Genomic DNA, 25,443 nt, shown 5'->3' with positions numbered 1-25,443 from the left:
CGGCAAAGTGGTCGTCATGACGACCACTTTGCCGGACGCCAGCGGAACTGGGGCTCAGTCGTAGTCGCTGCCGGCGTCGGTGAACCGGGAGAACCGTCCCTGGAAGATCGTCAGCGCGTCGCCGGTCGGGCCGTTACGGTGCTTGGCCACGATCAGGTCCGCCTCGCCGGCCCGGTCGGTGTCGGGGTCGTTGACCTCGGGGCGGTTGATCAGGATCGCAACGTCGCAGTCCTGCTCGATCGCGCCCGACTCACGAAGGTCGGACAGCATCGGCTTCTTGTCGGTGCGCTGCTCGGGGCCACGGTTGAGCTGGCTGAGCGCGATCACGGGTACCTCGAGCTCCTTGGAGAGGAGCTTGAGCGCCCGGGAGAACTCGCTGACTTCCTGCTGGCGCGACTCCACCCGCTTGCCAGAGGTCATCAGCTGCAGGTAGTCCACCACGATCAGCTGGATGTCCGCGGTCTGCTTCAACCGTCGCGCCTTCGCCCTGATCTCCATCATCGTGAGGTTGGGCGAGTCGTCGATATAGATCGGCACCTCGGCGAGCTCGCCGCTGCGGCGCACTAGTCGGGACCAGTCGTCGTCGTTGAGGTTGCCGGACCGGATCGAGCCCAGCTCTATGCTGGCCTCGGCCGAGAACAGTCGCATCGCGATCTCGGACTTGCTCATCTCGAGCGAGAAGATCACCGAGGCCATGTGGTGCTTGACCGAGCAGGAACGGACGAAGTCGAGCGCCAGCGTCGACTTGCCCATGCCGGGGCGGGCCGCGATCACGATCATCTGACCGGGGAAAAGTCCCTGGATAATGCTGTCCAAGGACCGGAAGCCGGTCGGTACGCCGCCCTTGCCCGCGCCACTGCCGATCATGTCGATCTCGTCGAGCGTCGGCTGCACGATCTCCTCGAACAAGACGTAGTCCTCGCCCTGCCGGCGCTCGGTCACGTCGTAGACGGCCGCCTGCGCACGGTCGACGACCTGCTCGATGTCCGACGGCCCCTCAAGCTCGCCGGTGGCCGCGCCGTAACCCATCTGCACGATCCGGGTGCCGGCCTCGACCAGCCGGCGCAAGATCGCTTGCTGGGCGACAATCTCGGCGTAGTACGAGGCGTTCGCCGCGGTCGGAACCAGGTTGATCAGCGTGTGCAGATACGGCGCGCCGCCGATCCGCAGCAGCTGGCCCCGCTTCGTCAGCTCGGCGTTGACGGTGACCGCGTCGGCCGGTTCGCCTCGCGCATAGAGATCGATGATCGCTTCGTGGATGAGCTGATGCGCCGGACGGTAATGATCTTCTGGGCGCAGTACGCCGATCACATCGGCGATAGCATCCTTGGATAGCAGCATGCCGCCGAGCACCGACTGTTCGGCGGCGACATCTTGCGGCGGCGTCCTGTCTAACGAGGCCGGCGCGTGGCCGGACCCTTCGTAGGCCTCTTGTGAAAGCGCGCTCATCGCCGCCGTGTCCTCCTGCTTATCTCGAACTGCTCACCGCGAACCAGCAGCTGTTTCGGTCTCAGACCACCACTGAGTCCAGTAAACGGAGACCCACTGACAATTTCGGCAATTCTGGCAATCTCGGTAAATCCTGATCCTGCGTTTCGACTCGCTCACGCGTTAACCCGCCGCCGCGACGGCCCGCCCTGCAAAGCCCGTCGCAACGATGCCAGAGGGCGGATCGCGCATCAACTCTGCATGTGCACAGACCTGTGGACAGACTGTGGGCGACGCGCCACAAGCTTGTGCCCATCGCTGTGGACAACTCTGTGCATATCAGTGACTTACATCAATCTCGAGACGCTGACCTGGCCCTTAGCGATCTGCGCGTTGTGGACAAGAATTTGTTTTAAGAAATTCTTCCGTGCCGGGACCGGTGGACAGCGAAGATTCCAGCTGTTGCATACTGCGACATCCACCTGTGCCGATACGCGAGCTTCGGGTCGCCAACCGCGTATCGATCGGCATGAATTTCCGATCGCGATTCTTCAAAGTTCGCTAACGGATGGCGGTAGATCGGCGGTCAAGTCTCGCATTTCCCGCTATGCTTCGCAGGTTTGTACACGGGGACCACACGTGCGATGGGGCGCACTCAATGAACGGATCATCATGTCGGCCAAAGAGACACTTGAGGGATCGCCCGGCTCAGCACGCAGCGCCACCGCGCCAGACGGGTCGCCCGAGATAAAGCACCGGCTCCCCTATCGGACACTCATCGCGGCGAGCGCCGGTAACGCGGTCGAGTGGTACGACTGGACCGTTTATGCAACATTTTCAATATATTTTGCAACGCAGATCTTCGATGAGAAGAACGTCACGCTAGCGTTCATCGGCACCTTCGCGACCTACGCGTTGGCCTTCTTCTTTCGCCCGCTCGGCGGTTACCTGATCGGTCGGTACGCCGACCTACACGGCCGCAAGAACTCGATGATGCTGACGATCGGGCTGATGGCCGGCGGTTCGATGATGATCGCCATCCTGCCGACTTTTGCCGTCGCCGGATGGTTAGCACCGATCCTGCTGCTGATCGCGCGCGTCGCGCAGGGCATGTCTCTCGGCGGCGAGGTATCCAACGCTTCGGCGTACCTCGGCGAGATCGCACCGCCCAAGCGCCGCGGCCGTTACTCGTCGTTCTTCTATATCTCGACCGGTTCGGCGGTCCTGCTCGCCTCGTTATTGGGTGCGCTGATGGCCAACACGCTGTCCGACGACGCCCTGAACACCTGGGGCTGGCGAGTGCCGTTCGTCGTCGGTGGTCTGCTTGGGCTTATCGGGCTCTGGCTGCGCCGCGACATGGCCGAGTCCGCGCACTTTGAGGCGAAGAAGGAGGCCGCGAAGGCGACCAAGGGCCCGCTGATGCGTACCGTGCGCGAACACCCGAAGCAGGTCATGCAACTTATCGGATTCACGTTGCTGTCGACGCTCTGCTACTACACGATGTTCTCGGCGCTCACACCGTTCGCGGTCAAGTCCCGTGGCGCCGATGCGGGGGACGTGTTTTGGGCGCTGTCGATCGCGACCGCGTTGTTCGTCGCACTTCAATATCCGTTCGGTGCGCTGTCCGACCGGTTCGGCCGAAAGCCGCAGTTGCTTTTCTGGGCGGCGGCGTACGCGATCGTCATCGTGCCTCTGTCGACGCTCATCGGTCCGAGCTTCGGCAAGCTCCTCGTCGTCTTCTGCGTCGGTCTCGGGCTGTACGCGATCTTCAGCTCACTGGCACCGGCCATCATGAGTGAGCTGTTCCCGACCGAGCTGCGCGCGCTAGGCATTGGGGCCTGGTACAACATCACGGTCGCGACTTTCGGAGGCACGGCGCCGCTAGTGATCGACCTGCTGAGCAATGCCGGGCACGCTAACTGGTTCTTCTGGTACGTCGCGATCGCCGCGGTCATCGCGTTCTGCACGATCCTGACGCTGCGTGAGACGAACGGCGAAGAGCTGACGTAGCTGTTCTGCACCATGCGGGTGCGCATGACCTGACGCGCCACCTCCCGCGGCGCCCCGAGACTCGGGCGGCGCCTGGAACCAGACCGGCAGCCTCACCGCGCAGCGGTGCGCTCGCGCCCGAGCGGGACCACCATCGGCGTACCGGTGACCGGGTCTGGCGCGACAATGCACGGTAGGCCGAACACCTCGTGCACCAACTCGGCCGTGACAACCTCGGCCGGAGTCCCCTCGGCGACGACGTGCCCGTCCTTCATCGCGATGATGTGGGTGGCGAACCTGGCCGCGTGGTTGAGGTCGTGCAGTACGGCGACCAGGGTATTGCCCGCTCGATGAAGATCGCTGAACAGCTCCATCAGCTCCATTTGGTACGCGATATCGAGGAACGTCGTCGGCTCGTCGAGCAGCAGCAAGGGCGTTTGTTGAGCAAGCACCATGGCGACCCAGACCCGCTGGCGCTGCCCCCCAGACAGTTCGTCGACGAGCCGTGCCGACAAGTTGGTGACCCCGGTGGACTCCATCGCGTCAAGCACGGCCGCTTCGTCCTTGTTGCTCCACTGCCGGATCATCTTCTGGTGCGGATAGCGACCGCGGGCGACCAGGTCGCCGACCGTGATCCCGTCCGGCGCGATCGATGACTGAGGGAGCAGCCCGAGCCGGCGTGCGACCTCTTTTGGTTTGTACGACGAGATCGCCTTGCCATCGAGCACGACGTCGCCGGCCGACGGTTTGAGCAGCCGCGAAAGTGCGCGCAGGAGGGTCGACTTGCCACACGCGTTAGGGCCGACGATCACTGTGAACGAGTCGTCCGGGATCTGCACCGAGAGCCTCTCGGAGATCACCCGTTTGTCGTAGCCGATCGTGAGCTCCCGGGCGCTTAACCGGGTGTCGCGATCTTCCTCGATGCCCGGCACCGCGGGGTCGCGGGTCTCGATCATGGTCATAGATACCTCCGGAAGGTGAGAAAACGCCTCATCCGCGTCGCCGTGCTTCGTGGATGAGGAGCCAGATCAGGTAGATGCCACCGATGCACACCGTGACCACGCCGACCGGAACGGTCCGCAGCAGGTGCTGGGCAATGTAGTCGGCGGCCACGAGCAGGAAGGCGCCGGTGAACGCCGCGGGAGCAAGCGTGACGCCTGCACTTCGGGTGAGACGTCGGGCAATCTGCGGCGCGGCGAGCGCAACAAACGCAATCGGGCCGGCCGCGGCGGTGACGCTGGCGGTCAGGCCGACGCCCACCAGGACCAGTCCGAGTCGGGTCGGTTCGGCCGAAAGCCCGAGCGCCCGGGAAGCGTCGTCGCCAAGCTCGAGCTGATGCATCGGACGGGCCATCAGGCTCGCGCAGGCAAGAAGTACGACGACCACGATGATCGCGGGAAAAGCCTGTGTCCAGCCAATGCCGTTGAGTGAGCCGGCGCCCCAGGCGGCGCCGGTCATTGCGACCTCGAGGTCGGCGGTGAGCAGCAGCCAGGTGTTGAGCGATGTGAGCATCGCAGAGATGGCGATGCCCACAATGATCAGCCGGAATCCCTGCACGCCTCGCTTGTAGGCAAGCAGGTAGACCACGCCGGCGGTAGCGATGCCACCGACCAGTGCGCCGGCCGCCATCTGCATGTAACTACCGCCGACGAAGATGATCACGATCAGCGCGCCGGTGTAGGCGCCGGTCGAGAAGCCGATGACGTCGGGCGAGCCAAGCGGATTACGCGTGAGTGTCTGGAAGATCGCGCCGGCGACGCCGAGCGCGGCGCCGAAGATGATCGCGGCCAGCACCCGAGGCAGCCGCCATTCGACGACGACGATGTGGGTGAATCCAGTCTCCTGGCCGGTGAGCGCCCCGATCACTTCACGGACGGTCAGCGGGTAGTCACCCGTCGCGAGTGCGAACAGACCCATCGCCACCATCACCGCGGCCAGCAGTCCGCAGACGACGAGGACCCGCAGATCGAAGCGCATCGATAGTCTGCCGCGCTTAATGCGCACGGTACGACGACCGAAGTCGACCTTTGATACCGGCGGCGCGTCCGACTCGGCGTGGGTGTCCAGAGCCGTCATAGCCCACTCGCCTTCCGTCGGCGAATCAGCACGATGAGTACCGGCGCACCGATGAACGCCGTCACGACGCCGACGGGCAGCTCACTCGGCCGCATGACGATCCGTCCGACCACATCCGAGACCAGTAGCAAGATGGGTGCGAACACAACGGTGTAGAGCATGATCCAGCGTTGGTCCGGCCCCACGATCCAGCGGGCTACGTGCGGAACCATCAGCCCGACGAACCCGATCGGTCCGGCGATCGCCGTCGCCCCACCGGCCAACAGCGTGACCGCGACGATCACAATTACCCGGGTCCGAAACACGCTGGTGCCGAGCGATGCGGCCAGGTCGTCACCGAGGGCGACGGCGTTCAGCGGTCGGGCAACCGAAAACGCGAGCAATAGTCCGATTGCTATTAGCGGCAGCACCGGGGCGATGGTCTCGAGGGAGCGGCCGGTGATTGAGCCGGCGTTCCAGGTGCGCATCTTGTCGAATGCCTGCGGGTCGAGCAGGACCAGTCCCGAGGTGATCCCCGTGAGTACGGCGCCGAGCGCGACGCCGGCGAGCGTAAGCCGGACCGGGCTGGCAGCTCCACGGCCGGCCGAGCCGATGATGTAGACGGCCACGGTGACCACGAGCGCACCGACGAAGGCCAGCCACATGTAGCCACCCACCGACCCGACACCGAGCGCGCCAATTCCGATGACTACGAAGAACGCCGCGCCGGCATTCACGCCAAGGATCCCCGGGTCGGCAAGCGGGTTGCGGGTCATCGCCTGGATCAGTGCGCCGGATACGCCGAGAGAGGCGCCCACCGCAATCCCGACCAGCGTGCGGGGCACCCGAAGGTCCCAGATGATGACGGATGCATCGCCACTGGACGACCCGAAAATCGCGTCCCAGACGGTGCCGAGCGGGATCGCTTTCGACCCAACCGCAATGCTGACCAGCGATACCAACGCGAGCGCGGCGAGCGCGATGAGGAGACCGATCAAGCGCCGCGAGTTAGTGCCCGCCACTCCTGCTGGCCGGCGCTGATCCGCAGTCGCGCTCGTCGCCGGAGTCGACACGAGCGCCGCGAAACGAGCGCGGGGGCTCGCCGCGTTCGGAGTCATGGCTTTACCTCGGCTAACCACTCAGAAGATGTGGCATCGCCAGCGGTAGCACCACTCACGACGCAGGACTTCACGACCGTATCAGTTAGGCTAGGCTAACAGTACTATTGTGGGAAGGATCGCGGTCAGTGCTCCCGATGTTCACCAAGCCGAATCCACGAGAGTTGAGCGTCATAATTTCCACGGCGGTGGTCGTGTTAAATTTGCCGCGGTTCTGTCCAAGAGCGTGTCGAGGAGTCAGAGTTGCATGCCGTCCTGATCGGAGCACTGGTACTGGGCACGGCCATCTGGGTCGGCGGCTTCGTGATGATCATCGTGCTGTCCCGAGCGTCCCGCGCGGTGCTGCAAACCGCGGATCGGGTGGCGCTGTTTCGAGGTTTCGGACGCGGATATCTGCCGGTGGCCGGCGTCGCGATGGTCCTGATCGTGCTCCCTGGCGGCGTACTGCTCGGGCAGCGACCGTGGGACGGCCTGGCGACGACTCTCGTCATTCTCGTGGCCTGCACGGCAGCCGCCACCGCCGTCGGCGTGGTGCAGGCCCGCGCCATGACCCGGCTACGGAAGGCCGCGTTGAAGGCGCCGGACGACCTCGACCGGCGGGTACGCCGCGGCGCGCAGCGCGCATTGGTCCTGCGCGCAACGATCGGCGTGCTCACCGTCGCGATGTACGTCGTCGCGATCGCGTGTGCGGTCACGTAATCGTCTCGACAGACCACAACGCCCGGCACTCATGATCTGAGTACCGGGCGTTATGAGGAGCTAAAAACTACTGAGCGGCCAAACTACTGTGCAGCCAAATTACTGTGCGGCCACAACGTTGAGGTTGACCTTGGCGTCGACGCCATCGTGAACCTTGATGACGACTTCGTGCTTGCCGGTCGCCTTAATGTGGCCGGGCAGCTCGACGCGACGCTTGTCGAGGATCGGACCGCCGGCGGCCTTGACCGCGTTGACGACGTCAGCGGCAGTAACCGAGCCGAACAGCCGGCCGCCTTCGCCGGTGCGGGCCTCGAGCGTGACCGACAGCGACTTGAGCGATGCGGCGATCTCCTGTGCGTGGCCGACGTCGCGGACGTGCCGAACTTCCTGCGCACGCTTGATCTGCGCGATCTGCTTCTCGGCGCCCTTGGTGGAGACGATGGCGTCGCCCCGCGGGACGAGGAAGTTGCGGCCGTAGCCGTCGCGGACCTCGACGACGTCGCCCGGCTGGCCGAGCCCGTCGACTTCGTGAGTGAGGATGAGCTTCATGTGTCGTCTCTCCTTAGCGAGCGGTGCTCGTGTAAGGCAGCAAGGCCATCTCGCGGGCGTTCTTGATCGCCTTGGCAAGCTGACGCTGCTGCTGGGAGGACACCCCGGTTACCCGGCGAGCGCGGATCTTCCCGCGGTCGGAGATGAACTTACGAAGCAGGTTGATGTCTTTGTAGTCGATGTATTCGATCTCAGCCGACATGAGCGGATTAGGCTTCTTCTTCGGCTTGCGAATGACTGGTTTAGCCATGAGCGTTGGTACTCCTGAATTTTGTGATGAAAGTTAGAACGGCGGTTCGTCAGAGAACCCGCCGCCGGCGGAAGGCGCGGAGCCCCATGGATCTTCGGACTGGCCACCGCCACCGCCACCGCTGTTGCCACCGAAACCGCTCGAGCCGCGCGAGGCGCGGGTGACCTTTGCGGTGGCGTACTTCAGCGAAGGGCCGATCTCTTCGGCGTCAAGTTCGACGACGGTGCGCTTCTCGCCCTCTTTGGTTTCGTAGGAACGCTGCTTCAGCCGGCCGGTCACGACGACACGGGCCCCCTTTTGAAGGGACTCGGCGACGTTTTCGGCAGCCTGGCGCCAAATGCTGCAGCGCATGAACAGCGCCTCGCCGTCTTTCCATTCGTTCGCGTTCTTGTCGAACATGCGCGGCGTGGAAGCGACGGTGAAGTTAGCGACGGCCGCACCCGACGGGGTGAAGCGAAGCTCAGGGTCGGCGGTGAGATTGCCGACAACGGTGATGATGGTTTCGCCTGCCATGGGAATCCTCTCGAAGATTCATTGCTTGTCGTCACCCGAACGGTGGCTGATCATCGTGGTCGCGCTTAGGTCGTGATTGCTATTAAAGCGACAACGCCTGACAAAGCGCGAACGTTCGGCGTACTGCCTGTGGACGACACGCGAGGTGTGGATAAACCTAGCGGATCTCGGGACGGATGACCTTGGTGCGCATAACCGACTCGTTGATGTTGAGCTGGCGATCAAGCTCCGCGACGGTTTCCGGCGTGCACTGCAGATCGACGACGGCGTAGATGCCGTCGGTGCGCTTGTTGATCTCGTAGGTCAGCCGGCGGCGTCCCCAGATATCAACCTTGTCGACAGTGCCACCGTCAGTCTTCACGATCGACAGGAACTGATCGAGCGATGGGGCGACGGTACGTTCCTCGAGCTCTGGGTCGAGGATGACCATCATTTCGTAATGACGCACGTGTAAACCCACCTCCTCTGGACTAAAACGGCCACGGAGCTTCCGTGGCAGGAGGGTTTTTGCGTCGACCCGCAAACAAATTCGTAAGAGTGTTGTGCGAGCCGTGAGTGCCGGGCACTCAGGAGAGTGCGGCGACAGATAAGAGTACCGCATCGCCAAACCTCCACGGTGCGCCACCGGCCGCCATCTATCCAACACTCAAAGTTACGGTAGCCTAACCTAAATCAATCCCGGGAGACCTTGTGAAACATAGATTCGCGATCGCTGCGGGCGCCGCCATATCCGCGCTTGCGCTGACCCTCACCGCATGCAGTTCCGGCAACGCCGACGAGAAGTCGGCGACGGACCAGACGGCGCAGGGCGACGCATCCTTCCCTGTGACGATCGACTCCGCGCTCGGCTCGGCCACGATCGAGCAGAAACCCGAGCGGGTGGTAACGATCGGGTGGGGCAGCCAGGACGCCGCTCTCGCCCTCGGCGTCGTACCGGTCGGGATGCAGGACTACTCCTCGGACTGCGGCTGCGACGACGGAGTCCTTCCCTGGGACAGCGCCGCGCTGAACGGCAAGAAGCCGACCCTGATCAAGGCCACGTCGAAAGAGATCCCATACGAACAGATCGGCTCGCTGAAGCCGGACGTGATCCTCGCCGTCAACTCGGGGCTGACCGACGAGCAGTACAAGATGCTGAGCGATATCGCGCCGACCGTCGCTTACCCAGACAAGCCGTGGCTCACCTCGTGGCAGGACCAGATCAAGACCGTCGGCAAGGCGCTGGGCCTGACCGACAAGGCCTCGGATCTCGAAACGAAGGCCAATAAGCTCATCGACGACGCGGCGGCAGCGCACCCGGAGTTCAAGGGAAAGACGATCGCCTTCGGCAGTGGAACCGAAGCCGGCAACTACAACTTCTACTACGAGGATGACTCGCGTAACGAGCTACTCAAGCAGCTTGGGTTCACCCCATCGCCAAGTATCGCCAAGCAGAAAAGCAGTGGCGGAGAGTCCTTCGCCAAGAAGGTCAGCATGGAAACTCTCTCCGACGTCAAGACCGACGTACTCGTTGCCTGGTACCTCAACGACGAGCTACAGAGCGAAATCGAGGGGAACCAGCTATTCAAAGACCTCACGGCGGTCAGCACCGATAGTTACGTCCCCATCACCGATCCGCCGATGGTGTACGCGACGAGCGCGGTGACCGTGTTGAGTCTGCCATGGATGCTAGATAAATATCTGCCGTTGCTGACCGAGGCCGCCAACAACGCCGCCTAGCTGGTCAGCTGCTCGACCACGGAGTCGAAAACACCGTCGGCGTACTCACGCATCTCGTCGTCGGTGCGGTCTTGGACCGGGTGCGGCGTGAAGACACGCGCGATCGTGCCGAAGCCGAGAGCGTCAGCCTGGGTCTGGGCCGCCGTCACGAACCCTGTGGTCGCGATCATGACGCCCGGAAGCCCGCGCTGTTCGAGATCACTGATGTCATGCACACTGCACGACGTACAACTGCCTCAATCGGCGAGCGCTTCGACGACCATGTCGCACTGCGTGGAGATCTCGTAACGCAAGTCCGCCGGCGCCGGTTTGGTAAAGGTGGGCTTCTTGTATCGATGTACCTTGGCGCCTACTCCGACGAGCCGCTGCTCGAGTCGGTCGAGGAATATGTCGCCACGTGGTTTAGAAATATCGAGCAGCCCCACGGTCTTTCCGTCGAGCGACCCTGGTCGCTCGACGCGCTGCCGTGCTACCGGCGAGCGTTCGCCAGTGGGATCGAGGATCGTAGTCATCGGACCCGCCCTTCAGAGACTGGCGTCACGCTACCACTTCCCGAGTGACCGGTCGCGATCCAACGGCGCCATTCGCCCAGCCACCGATGACGGCCGAGAAGAGCCCCGCCTCGCCGCCGGCGTACGCGAGCATGAGACCACCCGGTGCGAACTTGTTGATGCGCTTGCCCGCTAGCGACGCGGGAATCCCTTCGGCGATGCCACCGGCACCGGAGATGAGTTCGTCGGTATCGATATCGACATGCGAACGGATTTCCTGCACGACCCGGTCGTAATCCCAGCCGGCGTCCGCGAAGCGACTACCGTGCTCGGGGCTGAGTACGAGGATGGCATCGAAACCTTGGACCAGCTTCGGATGGTGCACCGACCGCAGGCAGACGGCCATCGAGGCCGCGAGCCCCTCGGGATCACGCGTCTTCTGGTCGACGATGCATCGAGGCGCCTCGCCGGCAAAAACGGTGATCGCGTCGACGCCGGGTGCGACGCCGTGATGTTCGGCGAGTGGACCGAACGGCGTATCGGGACGTTCGGCGAAACAAAACGACAGCTTTCCGGGGTTGCCTTGCGTGGCCCGATCGACGCCGCCCGGGCGGCCACCGCCGACGTTGCGGACGACCAGCTGCAGGGCACGACCAATCGTCAGGTTGGCCCGATTGCCCTGTCCGAGTGCGTTGCCCTCGGAGTTCATCCCGATCCGCCGCGTGCCGGGACCGCTGCACACGATCACCGGACCCACCGGCATCGTCGTGGCGAGTACGCCGTGCATATTGAACTCATCGGTGCACACGGCCTCGACCGCGGTCAGCACCCACGGCAGGTACTCCGGCAGACACCCCGCCATGACCGCCGCGATCGCGACCTTCTCGACAGTCACCGGGACGAGATCGGGCGGAATGACGGCGACGACATCCTGCGGGCCTCGCGTCGTACCGGTGAGCATCCGCAGCACACGCTCCTCGGTGGGAGGTACGACGGGGAGGCCATCGGTCCATCCGCGCGAGAAAAGCGCCTCGAACTCATCCTCTTGCTCCGCCAACTCCACGTGGCGCGAGTGCAGGCTCGACCCCTCGAACTTCACGCGGAGCGCGTCGACCAGGTCAGGGTCGACCGACAGCGACCCGCAACCCGGACGGTGTTCTGGTAGGTCCGGTCCGAGTCCGTCGATACCGGCGACCCGCTCCCATTCACTGCGCATCCATCCGACGGTCCGCTCGACCTCGTGGCCGTCCTTGACCCGGATCAGCGTGGGCACCGTCTCGATGTCCAGATGCCAGCTCACCTCAAGCTCGGTGTCGTCGACCGGATCGACGCCGGCCGGAAACTGCAGATCGTCCTGGGTATAGACGGTCAGTGCGACGTCGTCGCGGCCCGTGAGTGACTGCAGCACCGGCTCGACGAGCTGGCAGGTCGCGCACTCCTGCTTCACGATGGCCACTAAACCATTAGGCAGGTCGATCGAGGTGCTCATAAGTCCTCCAACGTTGCAGAAGTACGGCCGCCTAGCACACTAACGGCCAGTCCATTGTGGCGCGCGTTTCTCGAAGAATGCCGAGACGCCTTCGGTGCGGTCCTCGGACGCGTACACCGCCGTACGCGCCTTCTCGGTGAGCGTCCAGCCCAGCTCGTCGTTAGTAGCGACGGATGCGCGGATCGCCTCGAGCGCAAGCTGTACGGCGACCGGTCCGTTCTGACAGATTTTGTCGGCGAGCGCCTTCGCGGCCTCTAGCGCCGTACCGGTCGGCACCACCTGGTTGGCGAAGCCGAGCTCGGCGGCGCGCTGTGCAGAGATCGAGTCACCCGTCAAGATCAGCTCCGTCGCGATGTTGAGGGGAAGGGCACGCGGTCCACGAAAGAGGCCAGCGCATGCCGGGATCAGTCCCCGCTTGACCTCAGGCAGCCCAAATGTTGCCGTCTCCGAGGCAATCACCAGATCGCAGGCCAGCGCGATCTCCATCCCGCCGCCGAGTGCCATGGCCTCGACGGCAGCGATCAGCGGTTTGCGCCGTTGGCGCCGGATGATCGCATATTCGCCGCCGCGTTCGGTGTAGTAGTCACCCTCCGACTTCAGGTCGCTGCCTGCGCTGAAGGCGACGCTGCTGCCGGCGAGTACGCCGGCCCACAGAGCCGAGTCATCCTCAAGCTCGTTGAACGCGACGTCGAGCTGATCGGCCATCGCCCGATCGACCGCGTTGCGTTTCGTGTCGCGTTGCATCGTGATGATGAGGACGTGGCCGTCGCGCTTCGTGGCGACAAGGTCGGCTGGCATCGGCGTACTCCATGGATTGTCGGGTGGTATCTCGTCTGACCGTACCGCCGCGCTCTGTCGATGGACATCGCACTCATCCTCGTGAGGTATGTGCGGCCAGCCGTGAGGTGGCGACCGCCCACGCTTCCGCGATCCGTTCACCGCCGTGGCCTTCGTCCTCGATGACGATAAGTTCACTGCCGCGCCAGGCATTATGCAAGTCCCACGCAGTCTGGACCGGCCCACTGATGTCGCGCCGACCGTGGATGAGTACGCCGGGGATCCCTGCCAGTTTGGACATCGCGCCGATCAACCCGCCCTCTGGCGCGAAGCCGAGGTTGCTCCAATAGTGGGTCACGAGTGTCGCGAAAACCTGACGGAAGGAGGGGTCGTCGTATCGGGAGTCGCGCTGCTTGTTGGCGCCGGCACCGATCTGGATGTGTACCTCCTCCCATCGGCACCACGCCACTGCGGCGGCGCCCCGTACGTCGGGATCGGGATCGGACAACAGTCGCGCATAGGCGTCGACAAGCCTGCCTTTGCCTGGCATGTAACCGATATCGGCCGCCGCCGCGTATCCGGCGAACTCGTCCCAGGCCTCGGGGAAGACCCGACCTACAGTTTCGGTGATCCACTCGACCTCGGCCGCGCTGGTCGTGGTCACCGCGGTGAGCACGATCCCGCGGACCTTGTCCGGATGCGCTTGCGCATAGGCGAGCGCGAGCGTCGACCCCCATGAGGCGCCACTGAGCAGCCACCGGCGTACGCCGAGATGCCTACGCACCGCCTCCATGTCTGCGATCAAGTGCGGCGTGGTGTTTTCGGCGAGGTCGTAGCCGGCTTTGTTGGCCAACGGACGACTGCGCCCGCAGCCGCGCTGATCGAGCGAAATGATCCGATAGAGGGCGGGGTCGAACATCCGCCGGTAGCCGTTACCCGCGCCGCTCCCCGGACCGCCGTGCAGGTAGATCGCCGGAATCCCGTCTGGATTACCGGACTCTTCCCAGTAGATCTCGTGCCCATTGCCTACTGGCAGCATCCCGGTCGCGGTGGGTTCGCATGATGGAAACACGTGGTGAGTCTATGGCTAGTGCGGTGGGAACGGAATTGCAGACAATGGCGGAATTAGCGTTGCCTCCTCGATGCGCCTCCAACTCGGTGGTCATCCTCGCGAGCGCTCGAGGGCTACGACGGGAAGCGCGCGAGCGACCTTAGCTTGATAGTCGGCAAAACCCGGCGCCGTCTGGACGATGCGCTCGAACAGCTGGCGTCGCTCGTCGCCTTCAGTCGGGATCGCGACCGCGGCGTACGTCTCGGTCCCGACTTCCACCCTGACCATCGGGTGCGCAAGGATGTTGCGGTACCACGCCGGGTGCGCCGGGGACCCGCCCGCCGAACCGACGACGAGAAGCCTTGCGCCATCGCGAATGTAGGCCAGCGGAGAGGTCTGCTCCAGGCCGGTCTTTGCGCCGACTGTTGTGAGCAACAACAGGTCGCCGCCCTCGAACGGGCCGCCGACGCGGCCTTCGTTGGCGCGGAACTCTTCGACAACGGGGCGATTGAAGCCGTGGATTCGTGGTGCGGGCGCGGCAAACGGATGTACGGGTTGGGGCATAGAAACTCCTTGAATAAGTGCAAACTTAGGTAATTGCCAGACAGGAAAACGGCATGAATAATGGCGGCTGCGGGCAGCCGATACGTATCAAAAGGTCCGTTGCAGGACGGAGAACCGCGGCTCTCAAGCCGCGACGGAGGCGTCAGATCAGACGCGTGAAGTGTTGACTCACAATGGCCTCCGGAAAATGTGGGCGCCTCCATGAAGCCGCCTAACTACTCGGCGACCGCACGCGACGCGGCTACATTTATACCTACGAACGAGCGAAATCGCAATGACCGCGCCGAAGCCGGCGAGTAGTCTGCATGGCGTGGCGGCTAAACGTGACCAACCGGCACGCGTCGAAGACATCGCAGAGCTAGCATCCGCGATGCCCGGTGTCGCGGTCGAAATTGGGCCGGCGGGCAATGCGATCTATCAGGTGCGCAAGAAGTCCTTCGTGTTTTTCCGTACGCCGCGGCCGGACGCCGTCGACCCGGACACCGGCGAGCGCTACACCGACGTCATCGTCTTCTGGGTCGAGTCCGAGAAGGACAAGCTTGCGCTGGTCCAGGACGAGTCGTCGCCGTACTTCACCACACCACATTTCAACGGGCATCGGTCCGTGCTGTTGCGCGCGAGCCGGATCGGCGAGATCAGCCGCGACGAGCTGGCCGAGCTGATTCAGGATGCCTGGCTTGCCCGCGCGCCGGTCCGCCTAGCCCGCACCTGGCTGGCCGACCACGGCCTCGGCTAGAAGCGCCCGAGAACGCGCATTGATGCTCGCCGCAGGGTGGCGTGACAAGGAGGGACGTGCGCCGGTCCAGGAGCAGCCGGACTCACACGCTCGCCGTACGACGACGCGACCGTTTCCTGTCGGCGCCCGCTAGTAGCCTTGGACAGATGTCAGGCAATAACGTCATCATCGGTGCTCACGTCCTCGACGACGACCCTCTAAGCGAAGGCAAGGAGCGCGACGCCCAGGTCGTCCAGTTCTTCCTCGCCGATCCGCAAGGCTGGAAGGCGCCGAAGCCGCGCGACGACCAGGACGCGCTCGCCAACTCGTGGGACAACGACAAGATCGCGGTTTTCATCCACTCGCCGTACGTCCTCAACCTCGCCTCGACCAACAACCGGATCCGGATTCCGTCACGAAAGATGCTGGCCGCGCATTCGAAAGCTGCGGCGGCGGTCGGCGCGCGCGGCCTCGTCGTACACGGTGGACACGTCACGAAGGACGACGATCCGGCCAAAGGTGTCGACAACTGGCGCAAAGCGTTTGAGGAGGCCGAGAAGCGCGGCGGTTTCGAGGTGCCGATCCTGATCGAAAACACCGCCGGCGGCAGCTACTCCATGGCGCGCACGCTCGATGAGATCGCCCGGCTCTGGGACGTGATCGGCGACTACAAACCCGGGTTTTGCCTCGATACCTGTCACGCTTTCGCGGCCGGGATCGACCTGGTCAGCGCCGTCGAGAAGATCAAGGCCATCACCGGGCGGATTGATCTCGTGCACTGCAACGACTCACGCGACGAGTTCGGCTCCAGCCGCGACCGGCACACGACGATCGGCGAGGGCACCATCGAACCGGAGCAGTTGGTCGAGGTCATCAAGGCAGCGGACTGCCCCGTCGTGTGCGAGACACCGGGCGACAAGCAGGCGCAGGACATCGCCTACCTCCGCGGACATCTCGGCTGAGGACCGGCCGTCAGTGACGGATCGCCGGGATTTAGTGACGGATCGCGAGATATACGTGACGGATCGGTGGGGCGGGAGCTACGGATCGACCGGATGACGAGTACGGCGAGCACGATCACCGCCGCCGCCCGCACCACCAGCGCAAACCCGAGCCACGGATAGTCCACGCCGCTCAGCAGCCGGGTTGTCTTGTTGTGCGCGGCCAGGTCGACGTTCTGGGCGTTGATATTGCGCTGGATAAGCCACAGCATGGTCATCAGCCACACCACCGCCTCGGTCACCTGCCACGGGATCAGCGCCCGCCAGTCCGGGAGGGCAAGCGCCGCCAGCGGCAGCAGATAGAGCGAATACTGAGCGCTCCAGTCCTTGCTGGTCAGCAGGTACGCCGCCACGAGCAGGAACGCAACCTGCGCGAACGTCGGAGCCGTCGGCGCGGTGAGCACCAGCCAGCCGATCGCGACCACCAGTACACCGAGCGACACGATCACCAGGATGTCGAGGGTGCCCGCGCGAAGCAGAGGTCTGTAGGCAAACTGATCCTCACTCGACAGCGCCCGCTGAGCCATGTCCCACAAGCTCGCCGGGTTGGCATCCCGCCCCCAGCCGCCGGCGTATGCCAATCGCCACCCGTCCCATGCGCCGAGCATCACCGGGACGTTGACCACGAGCCAAGTCACGATCGCGACCCCGATCGCGCGCAGCGCCGGACGCCAACTGCCGGTGCGCCAGGCGAGCAGGGCGAGCGCAATCAAAAGCACGATCGGGTAGATCGCCGCGCTGATCGCCAGCCCGAAGAACAGCCCGGCGAGCCTGGATCGTCGTCGTACCCACAACATCACCGCGACCGACGTCAGCGCGACGGCAAAAAGAGTCCAGTCGGTGAACGCCTGCACGAACACCAACGGTGACAGAGCGACCAATGCCGCGTCCCAGACGCGCCGGCCCGCTGTCTTCGCGGTCGCCCATACCGACGCGTAGTAGCACAGCCCAAGGAACAGACATGCCACGACGAAGTAGCCCTCATAGCCGGAGAGCGCACGGCCCTTGTCAAAAATCGACCCCGACAGCGCATTAACCGGTGCGGCGATGGCGTTGGCGATATACATGACGGCGCCGGTCAGCACGGGGGCTTGCACGGCTCCCGGGTACGACGGGTTACTTGGGTCGGCCGGGTGCTCTCCCGGGTTGTAGTCGAAGTACGGCGTGGCGTTGGCGTCGAGCCCGTCGGTGTGCCACAGCGCCGCGACATCGGAGTAGCACATGTGAGTGAGCTGCGTGTTGTTAGTCCACGGATCGTAGGCGCACGGGCGTTCCTTCACCCACGCGAACAGCAGCGTCAGGGTCGCGAAGGCCAGCAGGATCCGCAACGGCGTGAAGAACCGCGCCTTGCCGACCTCGGCGTGTTTGCCCCATGGGCCGCCAATGATCGTGCTCGCCGCGCGGGCAACGGGATCTTCCCAGGTCGGAATCACGCGTGGCGACCTCTCGTGCGGCTCGCTCACACCTGCCGTCCGCCAGCGATCGACTGCATCGAACGCTAGCCCCCAGGGCCGAGGAGGCCGGGAACGAGCTGACCAGGAGGTTTCGTCGGCGGGCTTGCGGGCGGCGTCGACGGCGATGAAGATGACGAAGCCGGCGGTGGCGTGGTCGGAGGAGTCGTCGGGGGCGTAGTCGGGGTGGTCGGCGGCGTGGTCGGAGGAGTCGTCGGGGTAGTCGAACCTGCCGGCGGGCTCGACGGTTCGGTCGACGGGGTCGATCCACCCGAGTTGCCCGAATTACCGGAGTTACCCGAACTACTCGATCCGCCCGAGCTCCCCTTCGTGGCCTTGATGACCGCCTTGTTGGGCAGCTTTTCGACCGGCTTGCCGTCCAGCGCGGCATCCATGTATTGCTGCCAAATCTTCCCTGGGATGCCTGCGCCGTAGATGATCTTGCCGGCCGACGTCAGGATCGGATCCGAGGCGTCGGTACCGATCCAGACTGCCGTGCTGAGCTGCTTCGGCGTGTAGCCGACCATCCAGGCGTCCTTGTTGTTTTCGTCGCCGAGCTGCACGGTCCCGGTCTTCGTGGCGCTCGGACGACCCTTGGCCAGCGAGTCGTGCGAGTAGCTCGCCACGTCGTCGAGCGCGTACGTCACGTCGTTGGCGACGTCCGGCGAAATGACTTGTTTGCCCGCATTCTTGTGCTCGTAGAGAACCTTGCCGGCAGCGTTGGTGATCTTCTGGACCATGTACGGCGCGTTGTAGACCCCGTCATCGGCGAAGGTCGCGAACGCCGACGCCATGTCCTTGACGGTGACCTCGTACTGGCCGATTCCGATACCTGAGGCGACCGTTCCGTCCGTCTCCTGAAGAGTCGGGGTACCGGTGTCGATCCGCTTCGGCGCGATGCCGAGCAGGTGCGCCATCGCGGCCACCTTCGCGCCGCCGAGGTCGTAGGTCAGCCCATAGAACGTCGTGTTGTAGGAGTGCGTGATCGCCGTCTTGAGCGAGCAGGAGCTACAGCCCGAGCCACCAGAGTTGCGCACCGGTTGCGTGCGGTCTGGGAAGTACTGCGGCGACGAGCCGTCGCGCAACGTGCTGTCGGCGTAACCGTTTTCCAGTGCCGTCGCGAGCACGAATGGCTTGAACGACGAGCCAGGCTGGCGATAGCCGCGGCCGGCGTAGTCAAACCCGGTGCCCTGCGAGTTGCCGTAGTACGCGACGATCGCGCCGCTGGTCGGATCGACCGACACCAGAGCGGGGATCAGGTTTTGCGGCTGCCCTTCGAGCTGTTGCTGTACCGCCGCCACCGCTTGGCTCTGGTACGCCGGCGAGATCGTGGTGGTGACCTTGAGACCTTCGCTGTAGACCTTGTCTTCGTCGTACCCCAGTGCGGCCAACTCGTTCTTCACCCGGTTGACGATGACGCCTTCGGGCCCATTCAGCTGGTTGAGCTTGCCCGGTCCGATCGGCAGCACCTGCGGGTACGCCGCCTCTTTGGCCTGCGCCGAGGTGATCCAGCCCTTCTCCTTCAGCCCACTCATCACATAGTCCCACCGCGCCTTCGCGGCCTCGGGATGGTTCTGCGGGTCGTAGCCGGCGGGGCTGCGGATACTCGAGGCCAATACCGCGCCCTCGGAGACAGTCAGTTGTTGGACGGGCTTACCGAAGTACACCTCGGAGGCTGCTTCTATCCCGTACGCGCCACGCCCGAAGTAGATCGTGTTGAGGTAGTAGCCGAGGATCTGGTCCTTGGTGTATTCCTGCTCGAGCTTCACCGACATGATGAGCTCTTTGAACTTGCGACTGAGCGTCTTCGCGTCACTGAGGTAGGCGTTCTTCACGTACTGCTGGGTGATCGTCGAACCACCCGGTGTCTCGCTGGTCGTGAGGTTGAGCCAGACCGCGCGCAGAATCCCGCTCGGCGAGAAGCCGGGGTCGGTGTAGAAGCTGCGGTTTTCGGCGGACAGCACGGCCTTCTGCACGTGATCGGGCACCGCGCTCAGGGGGACGATCGTGCGGTTTTCCTGGCCGAGCCTGGCCATCTCCGTCGTACCGTCGTTGTAGTAGATCGTGGAGACCTGGCTGGTGGACAGGTCCTCGGGGCGCGGCACGTCGATTGCCTTGTACGCGTACCCGATGAGGCCGGCACCGACAAACGTAATGACCGCCAGCGCGAGCACGATGACTCGGGTGATCTTGAAACTGCGGCTGTACGGGCGCTGCGGCTTGCGGAAGGTATTAGCGAACACCGCTACCCCACCACCGTCTCATCCCGAAAATCAACCGCGCTCCTCCCACATTCCTGATTAGCCGACGCTACTTACGAACGCGTCGCTTACCAGTATCCGGGTCTGCCGGTACGCCGGTGACAAAAGACTCGATCAGGTGGTTCCAATCACAAGTCGTACACACCTCAACGACGTACACGCTGAACTCTGACACTCGGGCCGCCATAGATGCAATCTGCCGCGCTGTCTTGGCCTGACCTGATCCAACTTTCCACTGGTCGCCGTACACGTAATGCACCAGCGTGACGTTTTCCACCCGGCACACCGGGCACGGCCGATCGGTCTTGTCACCGTGGTATCTCGCCGCCCGCACCAAGTAGGGATGCGCGTCGCACACCTCGGTCTGGCCCCGCCTGCCGGCGCGCAGGTCGGCCAACGCGGCGCGGCGCTGGAAGGTGTAGTCGACAAATGCCCGTTGGATCACCCAACCAGGGTACTGCGCATGCCTTGCCGGCGACTTTGATCCGGGTTAACGCCTAGAGTTCCGAGCATGGGTTCGCGCATTTTTCGGTGGTTCGACCGGCACACCTGGGCTGGCGACGCCGTACTCGCAACCATTTTGATCGTCCCGATCGTCGGTGCTTACCTGTTCGCCGCGGGCAGCGGTACATCGTGGGCGGCGCCGCTGATGTCCTTTCTGATGCTCGCGCCGCTGTATTTCCGGCGCCGGTTTCCGGCGTACGTCGTCATCGCCACCGTCATCGTGTGCTTGATCTCGGTGGCGTTCTGGCACGAGCAGACGGCGTTCGATCCGCTGGCGTCGATCATCGCCGTACCGATCGTCGTCCACGCCGCAGTGAAGTACGGGCCGCGTCCGCTGTGGTGGTTTTCGCTCGGCGCCGGCCTCGTCGGATCGATCCTCGCGCCGCTGTACGCATGGCGTAACGCCGATCCACTCAACGGCATCGCGTGTTTCGCCGTCGTACTGGTCGCCTTCCTGGTCGGCCTGCACCAGCGGACGAAGCGCGAGACCCACCTCGCCGAGGTCGCCTCGCTCGCCGAACGCAACCGACTGATGGAGGTCGAGCGCGAGCAGTCGACCACGATCGCGGTCGCCCGTGAACGCGCCCAGCTCGCCGCCGAGACTCACGACATCATCGCGCACACCCTGGCCGTCATCGTCAGTCAAGCCGACGGCGCGGTGATGGCCGTCGAGAAGCGTCCGGAGGTTGCCGCGACCGTGCTCGCACAGATCGCCGACACCAGCCGCGACGCGCTCGGTGAGATCCGCGGTCGGGTCGCGGCGTTGCGCGCCAGCGCTTCGGACCCGAGCGCCGACCTTCATCCGACACGGTCACTCGCCGACCTCGACTCCATGATTGCCAAGGTGCGCGCGACCGGGCTCGTGATCGACGTACGCCGGACCGGGCAGCTCGAGCTCGCGCCTCTCGGCCTACAGCTTGCGACCTACCGGATCGTGCAGGAGGCGCTGACCAACGTCATCAAGCATGCGGGACCGTCCGCCGCCGTGACGATCTGCCTTGAGGTGGCGGGCGACGTACTTTCGGTACGCGTCGACGACGATGGGCGCGGCTCCGCCGCAGCGAGTAACGCTCCGGGTAACGACGGTCTGGGCAACGGGATTACCGGCATGCGTGAGCGTGCCCAGCAGTACGGCGCGACGCTGCGGGCCGGTCCGCGGGTCGGTGGCGGCTTTAGTGTGTCGGCGGTGTTCCCGCTGACCCGAACAGGAGTTGATAGATGAGCATCGGCGTACTACTGGTCGACGACCAGGCGCTTGTCCGCGGCGGGCTGGCTATGGTCATCGAATCGCAAGACGATATGCGAGTCGTCGGCGAAGTCGGAGACGGCGAGGCGGTCGTCGCACAACTTCGTCGCGTGCCGGCCGACGTCGTGTTGATGGACATCCGGATGCCGCGCGTCGACGGGATCTCCGCGACCGAGCAGGTGCTAGAGGAGTTCGGCGACCGCGCGCCCAAGGTGCTGATCCTAACGACGTTTGACACCGACGAGCATTTACACGCGGCACTGCGCGCCGGCGCCGCGGGGTTCATCCTCAAAGGGGCGCCTGCTTACGTAGCGTGTCGGGCTAGGACTTGTTGGCCTTCTCGGCGTGCTCGTCGTACATCTTCATCACCAATGCCGCATGCGTAGCTCCGGCACCGGCACGCAACGCCGCCGCGATGAGGCCGGTCTCGGCGACCTCTTGCTTCGTCGCACCGACCTTGACGGCATTGGCCGTGTGCGCATCGAGGCAGTAAGGGCACTGGGTCACGTGCGCTGCCGCGAGTGCAATCAATTCGCGGTACTTGCGCGGGATAGCGCCGTCCTCAATGCCCACGATGTTGTCCAGCGCGAGCCACGCCGCGAACTCGCGCGGAGCGTTCTCCTTGAGGTCCTTGAGATGCTTCATGTCCGAGTGATCGTGATAAGCAGTCATGCCGTGACTCTACGACCGTGGTCGTACCCACGACCAGGCCGGATCAGACTCTCGTCGTACGCCGTACCCACAAGGTCGAGACGTCGCTCCGATGTGCCCGACCTGGACGTTTTCCTAGCCTCGTAAGAGTTCGACGAAAACCTACGACGTAAGGAAATTTCACCATGCCGAGCGAGGCACGCGCCCTGCAAGATCCCCCTCAAGCCCCGATCGGCGGCCGGACGCTGGCGGCGGTCAGCGCCCGCGATGTGAGCAAGGTGTACGGCGACGGTCAGGGCCGCGTCGTAGCCGTCGACAACGTCAGCATCGCCTTCGGTCAGGGCTCCTTTACCGCGATCATGGGTCCGTCCGGTTCAGGCAAGTCGACGCTGATGCATTGCTTGGCTGGCCTGGACACCGTCGACCAGGGCTCAATCGAGATCGGTGGCCGCGAGATCACGACGCTGCGCGACCGCCAGGTCACCGAGCTGCGCCGCGACCACATCGGCTTCATCTTCCAGTCCTTCAACCTGCTGCCCACCCTCACCGCTCGGCAGAACATCGTGCTGCCGATCGAACTGGCCGGCAAGAAGATCGACAAGTCACGGCTCGACTTCGCCGCGCGCCGGCTTGGCATCGAAGGACGGCTCGATCACCTGCCCAGCCAGTTGTCAGGCGGCCAACAGCAGCGAGTCGCGATCGCGCGGGCCCTGATCACGTCGCCGGACGTCATCTTCGCCGACGAACCCACTGGCGCGCTCGACACCAGGTCCGGGCAGAACCTCCTCGACATTCTGCGCACGGCCTCCCGCGAGGGCGGACAAACCATCGTGATGGTCACACACGACCCGATCGCTGCGACGTACGCCGACCGCGTGGTGTTGCTGTCCGATGGCCAGCTGGTCGGCCAGATCGAGAAGCCGACGTCCGACGACGTACTCGACGCGATGCGCGGACTGGGGGCATGAGCATGCTCAAAACAGCCTGGGCCGAGCTCAAACATCGACCGACGCGGCTGGTCGCCGTACTCGTCGCGATTGCCATCGGAACCGCTTTTGCCTCGGCGGCCGCGGTCTTCGGCTCCACCGCCGGCGCCGCTATCGAACGCGCCGTCGCTCAACCGCTGGCGCCAGCGGATGTCGTGGTCAGCATGGAAACCGACGATCCGGCTGCCGTCGACAAGGCAGGTCAGGCTCTGCGCGATGACCCGTCCGTGAGCGCGTCGGCGATGATCGGGTTGGGCTTCTTCGACATCGTGGATGACAGCGCGGCCACGATGCGGGTAGAAAGCGACCCTGGAGCCGCAAGCTTGCGCACCACCGAACTGTCGGCGGGCGCGTGGCCCAAGGACGCAGCGCAGGTCACGCTCGACCCGGGCACGGCGAAAGCCCGCGGGTTGCACGTCGGCGACCAGTTCGCGATCAAGCCGTATGGCGAGGGCGCGGCGCCCATCACGCTGAAGGTCGTCGGCATCACCAAAGCGGATTCGGGACTGCTCGCGGCCGATCGAGGTACGTCGTATGTCACCGCGGCCTTCTTCCTCGACAACCACGAGCTGACTACGACGAAGTACATCGCGCAGCTGGCGGACGGGGCGTCGGCCGACGCGGCGGTCACCCATCTGAAGACGCAACTCGGCTCGGACGCGACCGTCGTGACCGGTGACACCGCGCGGCAGGACGCCGTACAGCAGGCCTCGGGAGGAACCACGGTCATCTCGACGATCCTCGGGGTGTTCGCCGCGATCGCGCTGGCCGTCGCCGCGATCGTCATCGCTAACACGTTCACAATCCTGCTCACTCAGCGTCGTCAACAAATCGCACTACAGCGGCTAGTTGGCGCGACAAGTGCGCAGGTACGCCGCCAGGTGCTGATCGAAGCGACCGCGATCGGCGTGGTCGGCTCGGTGCTCGGCACCGGTCTCGGCGTCGGCATTGCGGTCATTGGCGCACACCTCACCGGGCTCACGGACGCTGGGATCCGGCTCTCACCTCTCGGTCTCGGCTTCGCGCTCGTCGTGGGAGTCGTCGTGACCGTGCTGGCTGCCCTAGCCCCTTCCGCCCGAATCATGGGTATCGCGCCCATCGCGGCGCTGCGCCCGGTCGAGGCTTCGGTCGGCGGCAAGCAGCTGAGCACCACCCGCAAGGTCGTCTCGTTCGTCCTCACGATCCTCGGCCTCGTGCCGCTGTTATTGGGCGCTTGGACGGGTCAACTGGTGATCGCGACCGGCGGCGGAATAGTGACCGTCATCGGGATTCTCCTTGGTGCGCAGCTGATAGTTGCACCGATGACTCGCCTGCTGGGTGGACCGTTCCGCGCGTCGGGTACACCGGGCAAGATGGCGGTGGCCAATGTCCTGCGCCATCCCGCCCGCGCCACCAGCACCGCTACCGCACTGATCGTCGGTGTGGGGCTCATCGTCACGCTTCAGGTCGCTGCCGCGTCGGCACGCGCGACCGTGCTCCAGCAGGTCGACATGTCCGGCGACGAGCGCAAGTCGCTGAGCAGCGTTCTCGACGTTATGACCACGGTTGCGTCGTCGATGCTGGCGGTCGCCGCCGTCATCGCGGTCGTCGGTATCGCCAATACGCTCGCCCTGTCGGTCATCGAGCGCACCCGCGAGTCGGGTCTGATGCGCGCACTTGGCCTGCAGCGCAGTCAGATGCGCGGCATGCTCATGGCCGAAGGACTGCTCCTGGCACTGGTCGGTACGACGATCGGCGTCGTACTCGGTATCGGCTTCGGGCTGGCCGGGGCTGCGTCCGCCGTTCAAGAACTCGGCCTGGTCGTGGCTATCCCGTGGCTGCAGATGGGTGTGGTCGTCGTACTGGCGCTGGCCGGCGGCGTACTGGCCTCGGTCATGCCGGCCCGCAAGGCGGCCCGCGTCGCTCCGGTCACCGCGCTCGCCACCGCTTAACCGTG

General features: G+C 64.5%; 26 protein-coding genes. 9 read left to right on the top strand and 17 right to left on the bottom strand.

The annotated features are described in order from the left end of the window. Window positions 1–54: 54 nt before the first annotated feature. Window positions 55–1,449: a replicative DNA helicase gene (dnaB, locus tag CLV47_RS11935; RefSeq protein ID WP_106349278.1), complete on the bottom strand. Its 1,395-nt coding sequence runs from the start codon at window positions 1,447–1,449 to the stop codon at window positions 55–57. 651 nt (window positions 1,450–2,100) lie between these two features. On the opposite strand from dnaB, the gene CLV47_RS11930 reads away from it, so the two are divergent. After that, complete coding sequence (locus CLV47_RS11930) at window positions 2,101–3,438, top strand: MFS transporter (protein WP_106349357.1); 1,338 nt, start codon at window positions 2,101–2,103, stop codon at window positions 3,436–3,438. Between the two features lie 92 nt (window positions 3,439–3,530). On the opposite strand, the gene CLV47_RS11925 is transcribed toward CLV47_RS11930, so the two are convergent. Genes CLV47_RS11925 through CLV47_RS11915 form a run of 3 tightly spaced genes read right to left on the bottom strand, consistent with a single transcriptional unit; the run spans window position 3,531 to window position 6,590 of the window. Beyond that, window positions 3,531–4,379, bottom strand: coding sequence for an ABC transporter ATP-binding protein (locus tag CLV47_RS11925; protein ID WP_106349277.1), 849 nt, complete (start codon window positions 4,377–4,379; stop codon window positions 3,531–3,533). Window positions 4,380–4,407: 28 nt separating this feature from the next. Beyond that, complete coding sequence (locus CLV47_RS11920) at window positions 4,408–5,493, bottom strand: FecCD family ABC transporter permease (RefSeq protein ID WP_106349276.1); 1,086 nt, start codon at window positions 5,491–5,493, stop codon at window positions 4,408–4,410. Further along, complete coding sequence (locus tag CLV47_RS11915; protein ID WP_106349275.1) at window positions 5,490–6,590, bottom strand: iron chelate uptake ABC transporter family permease subunit; 1,101 nt, start codon at window positions 6,588–6,590, stop codon at window positions 5,490–5,492. Before CLV47_RS11915 ends, CLV47_RS11920 begins: the two co-directional genes overlap by 4 nt. Window positions 6,591–6,833: 243 nt before the next feature. On the opposite strand from CLV47_RS11915, the gene CLV47_RS11910 reads away from it, so the two are divergent. Continuing rightward, complete coding sequence (locus tag CLV47_RS11910; protein WP_202862535.1) at window positions 6,834–7,289, top strand: hypothetical protein; 456 nt, start codon at window positions 6,834–6,836, stop codon at window positions 7,287–7,289. 99 nt (window positions 7,290–7,388) lie between these two features. Here the strand turns inward: CLV47_RS11910 and rplI are convergent, their stop codons facing one another. From rplI to rpsF, 4 genes are all read right to left on the bottom strand, one after another. Continuing rightward, window positions 7,389–7,838: a 50S ribosomal protein L9 gene (gene rplI / locus CLV47_RS11905; protein ID WP_106349273.1), complete on the bottom strand. Its 450-nt coding sequence runs from the start codon at window positions 7,836–7,838 to the stop codon at window positions 7,389–7,391. A 13-nt stretch (window positions 7,839–7,851) separates the two neighbouring features. Continuing rightward, window positions 7,852–8,088: a 30S ribosomal protein S18 gene (gene rpsR / locus CLV47_RS11900; protein ID WP_106349272.1), complete on the bottom strand. Its 237-nt coding sequence runs from the start codon at window positions 8,086–8,088 to the stop codon at window positions 7,852–7,854. 33 nt (window positions 8,089–8,121) lie between these two features. After that, a complete protein-coding gene (locus CLV47_RS11895; RefSeq protein ID WP_106349271.1) occupies window positions 8,122–8,601 on the bottom strand; it encodes a single-stranded DNA-binding protein in 480 nt (159 codons plus the stop codon). A gap of 157 nt (window positions 8,602–8,758) precedes the next feature. Next, a complete protein-coding gene (gene rpsF / locus CLV47_RS11890) occupies window positions 8,759–9,049 on the bottom strand; it encodes a 30S ribosomal protein S6 (protein WP_106349270.1) in 291 nt (96 codons plus the stop codon). Window positions 9,050–9,291: 242 nt separating this feature from the next. Between rpsF and CLV47_RS11885 the strand changes: the two genes are divergently transcribed. Further along, window positions 9,292–10,320, top strand: coding sequence for an iron-siderophore ABC transporter substrate-binding protein (locus CLV47_RS11885; protein WP_106349269.1), 1,029 nt, complete (start codon window positions 9,292–9,294; stop codon window positions 10,318–10,320). Here the strand turns inward: CLV47_RS11885 and CLV47_RS22660 are convergent. The 5 genes from CLV47_RS22660 to CLV47_RS11855 all read right to left on the bottom strand — a co-directional run bounded on the left by CLV47_RS22660 (window position 10,317) and on the right by CLV47_RS11855 (window position 14,692). Then, window positions 10,317–10,832: a UGSC family (seleno)protein gene (locus CLV47_RS22660; protein ID WP_273701426.1), complete on the bottom strand. Its 516-nt coding sequence runs from the start codon at window positions 10,830–10,832 to the stop codon at window positions 10,317–10,319. The two genes, CLV47_RS11885 and CLV47_RS22660, sit on opposite strands and share 4 nt — an antisense overlap. A gap of 25 nt (window positions 10,833–10,857) precedes the next feature. Further along, window positions 10,858–12,300, bottom strand: a complete 1,443-nt coding sequence (locus tag CLV47_RS11870; RefSeq protein WP_106349266.1) for a thioredoxin family protein — start codon at window positions 12,298–12,300, stop codon at window positions 10,858–10,860. Between the two features lie 39 nt (window positions 12,301–12,339). Next, on the bottom strand, window positions 12,340–13,098 hold the full coding sequence (locus CLV47_RS11865; RefSeq protein WP_106349265.1) for an enoyl-CoA hydratase-related protein: 759 nt from the start codon (window positions 13,096–13,098) through the stop codon (window positions 12,340–12,342). A gap of 73 nt (window positions 13,099–13,171) precedes the next feature. After that, window positions 13,172–14,149: a prolyl aminopeptidase gene (gene pip, locus CLV47_RS11860; RefSeq protein WP_106349264.1), complete on the bottom strand. Its 978-nt coding sequence runs from the start codon at window positions 14,147–14,149 to the stop codon at window positions 13,172–13,174. Between the two features lie 90 nt (window positions 14,150–14,239). Then, complete coding sequence (locus CLV47_RS11855) at window positions 14,240–14,692, bottom strand: nitroreductase family deazaflavin-dependent oxidoreductase (protein WP_106349263.1); 453 nt, start codon at window positions 14,690–14,692, stop codon at window positions 14,240–14,242. A 310-nt stretch (window positions 14,693–15,002) separates the two neighbouring features. Between CLV47_RS11855 and CLV47_RS11850 the strand changes: the two genes are divergently transcribed. Together CLV47_RS11850 and CLV47_RS11845 are read left to right on the top strand one after the other, a co-directional pair. Then, window positions 15,003–15,428 (top strand): MmcQ/YjbR family DNA-binding protein, encoded by a 426-nt coding sequence (locus CLV47_RS11850; protein WP_238145409.1) that lies wholly within the window; start codon window positions 15,003–15,005, stop codon window positions 15,426–15,428. A gap of 146 nt (window positions 15,429–15,574) precedes the next feature. Further along, window positions 15,575–16,369, top strand: a complete 795-nt coding sequence (locus CLV47_RS11845) for a deoxyribonuclease IV (RefSeq protein WP_106349261.1) — start codon at window positions 15,575–15,577, stop codon at window positions 16,367–16,369. On the opposite strand, the gene CLV47_RS11840 is transcribed toward CLV47_RS11845, so the two are convergent. The 3 genes from CLV47_RS11840 to CLV47_RS11830 form a co-directional block, all read right to left on the bottom strand. Continuing rightward, window positions 16,345–17,841, bottom strand: a complete 1,497-nt coding sequence (locus tag CLV47_RS11840) for a glycosyltransferase family 87 protein (protein ID WP_146135372.1) — start codon at window positions 17,839–17,841, stop codon at window positions 16,345–16,347. The two genes, CLV47_RS11845 and CLV47_RS11840, sit on opposite strands and share 25 nt — an antisense overlap. A gap of 65 nt (window positions 17,842–17,906) precedes the next feature. Further along, window positions 17,907–20,102 carry a transglycosylase domain-containing protein gene (locus tag CLV47_RS11835; protein ID WP_106349259.1) on the bottom strand — a complete coding sequence of 732 codons (2,196 nt, stop codon included), beginning with the start codon at window positions 20,100–20,102 and terminating at the stop codon, window positions 17,907–17,909. A gap of 67 nt (window positions 20,103–20,169) precedes the next feature. Beyond that, entirely contained in the window at window positions 20,170–20,565 is a 396-nt protein-coding gene (locus CLV47_RS11830) for a DUF5318 family protein (protein ID WP_106349258.1), read from the bottom strand. A 66-nt stretch (window positions 20,566–20,631) separates the two neighbouring features. Between CLV47_RS11830 and CLV47_RS11825 the strand changes: the two genes are divergently transcribed. Together CLV47_RS11825 and CLV47_RS11820 are read left to right on the top strand one after the other, a co-directional pair. After that, window positions 20,632–21,846 carry a sensor histidine kinase gene (locus CLV47_RS11825; RefSeq protein ID WP_106349257.1) on the top strand — a complete coding sequence of 405 codons (1,215 nt, stop codon included), beginning with the start codon at window positions 20,632–20,634 and terminating at the stop codon, window positions 21,844–21,846. After that, window positions 21,843–22,256, top strand: a complete 414-nt coding sequence (locus CLV47_RS11820) for a response regulator (protein WP_106349256.1) — start codon at window positions 21,843–21,845, stop codon at window positions 22,254–22,256. The genes CLV47_RS11825 and CLV47_RS11820 overlap by 4 nt, the downstream gene beginning before the upstream one ends. Here CLV47_RS11820 and CLV47_RS11815 read toward each other — a convergent pair. After that, the gene (locus CLV47_RS11815; protein WP_106349255.1) at window positions 22,192–22,542 is read right to left on the bottom strand and encodes a carboxymuconolactone decarboxylase family protein; all 351 of its coding nucleotides are present in this window, start codon (window positions 22,540–22,542) and stop codon (window positions 22,192–22,194) included. The two genes, CLV47_RS11820 and CLV47_RS11815, sit on opposite strands and share 65 nt — an antisense overlap. Window positions 22,543–22,706: 164 nt before the next feature. Here CLV47_RS11815 and CLV47_RS11810 point away from each other — a divergent pair, with 164 nt between their 5' ends. Next, window positions 22,707–23,489, top strand: a complete 783-nt coding sequence (locus tag CLV47_RS11810) for an ABC transporter ATP-binding protein (RefSeq protein WP_106349254.1) — start codon at window positions 22,707–22,709, stop codon at window positions 23,487–23,489. Beyond that, window positions 23,486–25,438, top strand: coding sequence for an FtsX-like permease family protein (locus tag CLV47_RS11805; protein ID WP_106349253.1), 1,953 nt, complete (start codon window positions 23,486–23,488; stop codon window positions 25,436–25,438). Before CLV47_RS11810 ends, CLV47_RS11805 begins: the two co-directional genes overlap by 4 nt. Window positions 25,439–25,443 lie beyond the last annotated feature (5 nt).

The sequence above is a fragment of the Antricoccus suffuscus genome (assembly GCF_003003235.1).
Classification (GTDB): Bacteria; Actinomycetota; Actinomycetes; order Mycobacteriales; family Antricoccaceae; genus Antricoccus; species Antricoccus suffuscus.
Note: the sequence above shows the minus strand (reverse complement) of the source record. Positions and strands in the feature narration are given on the sequence as shown.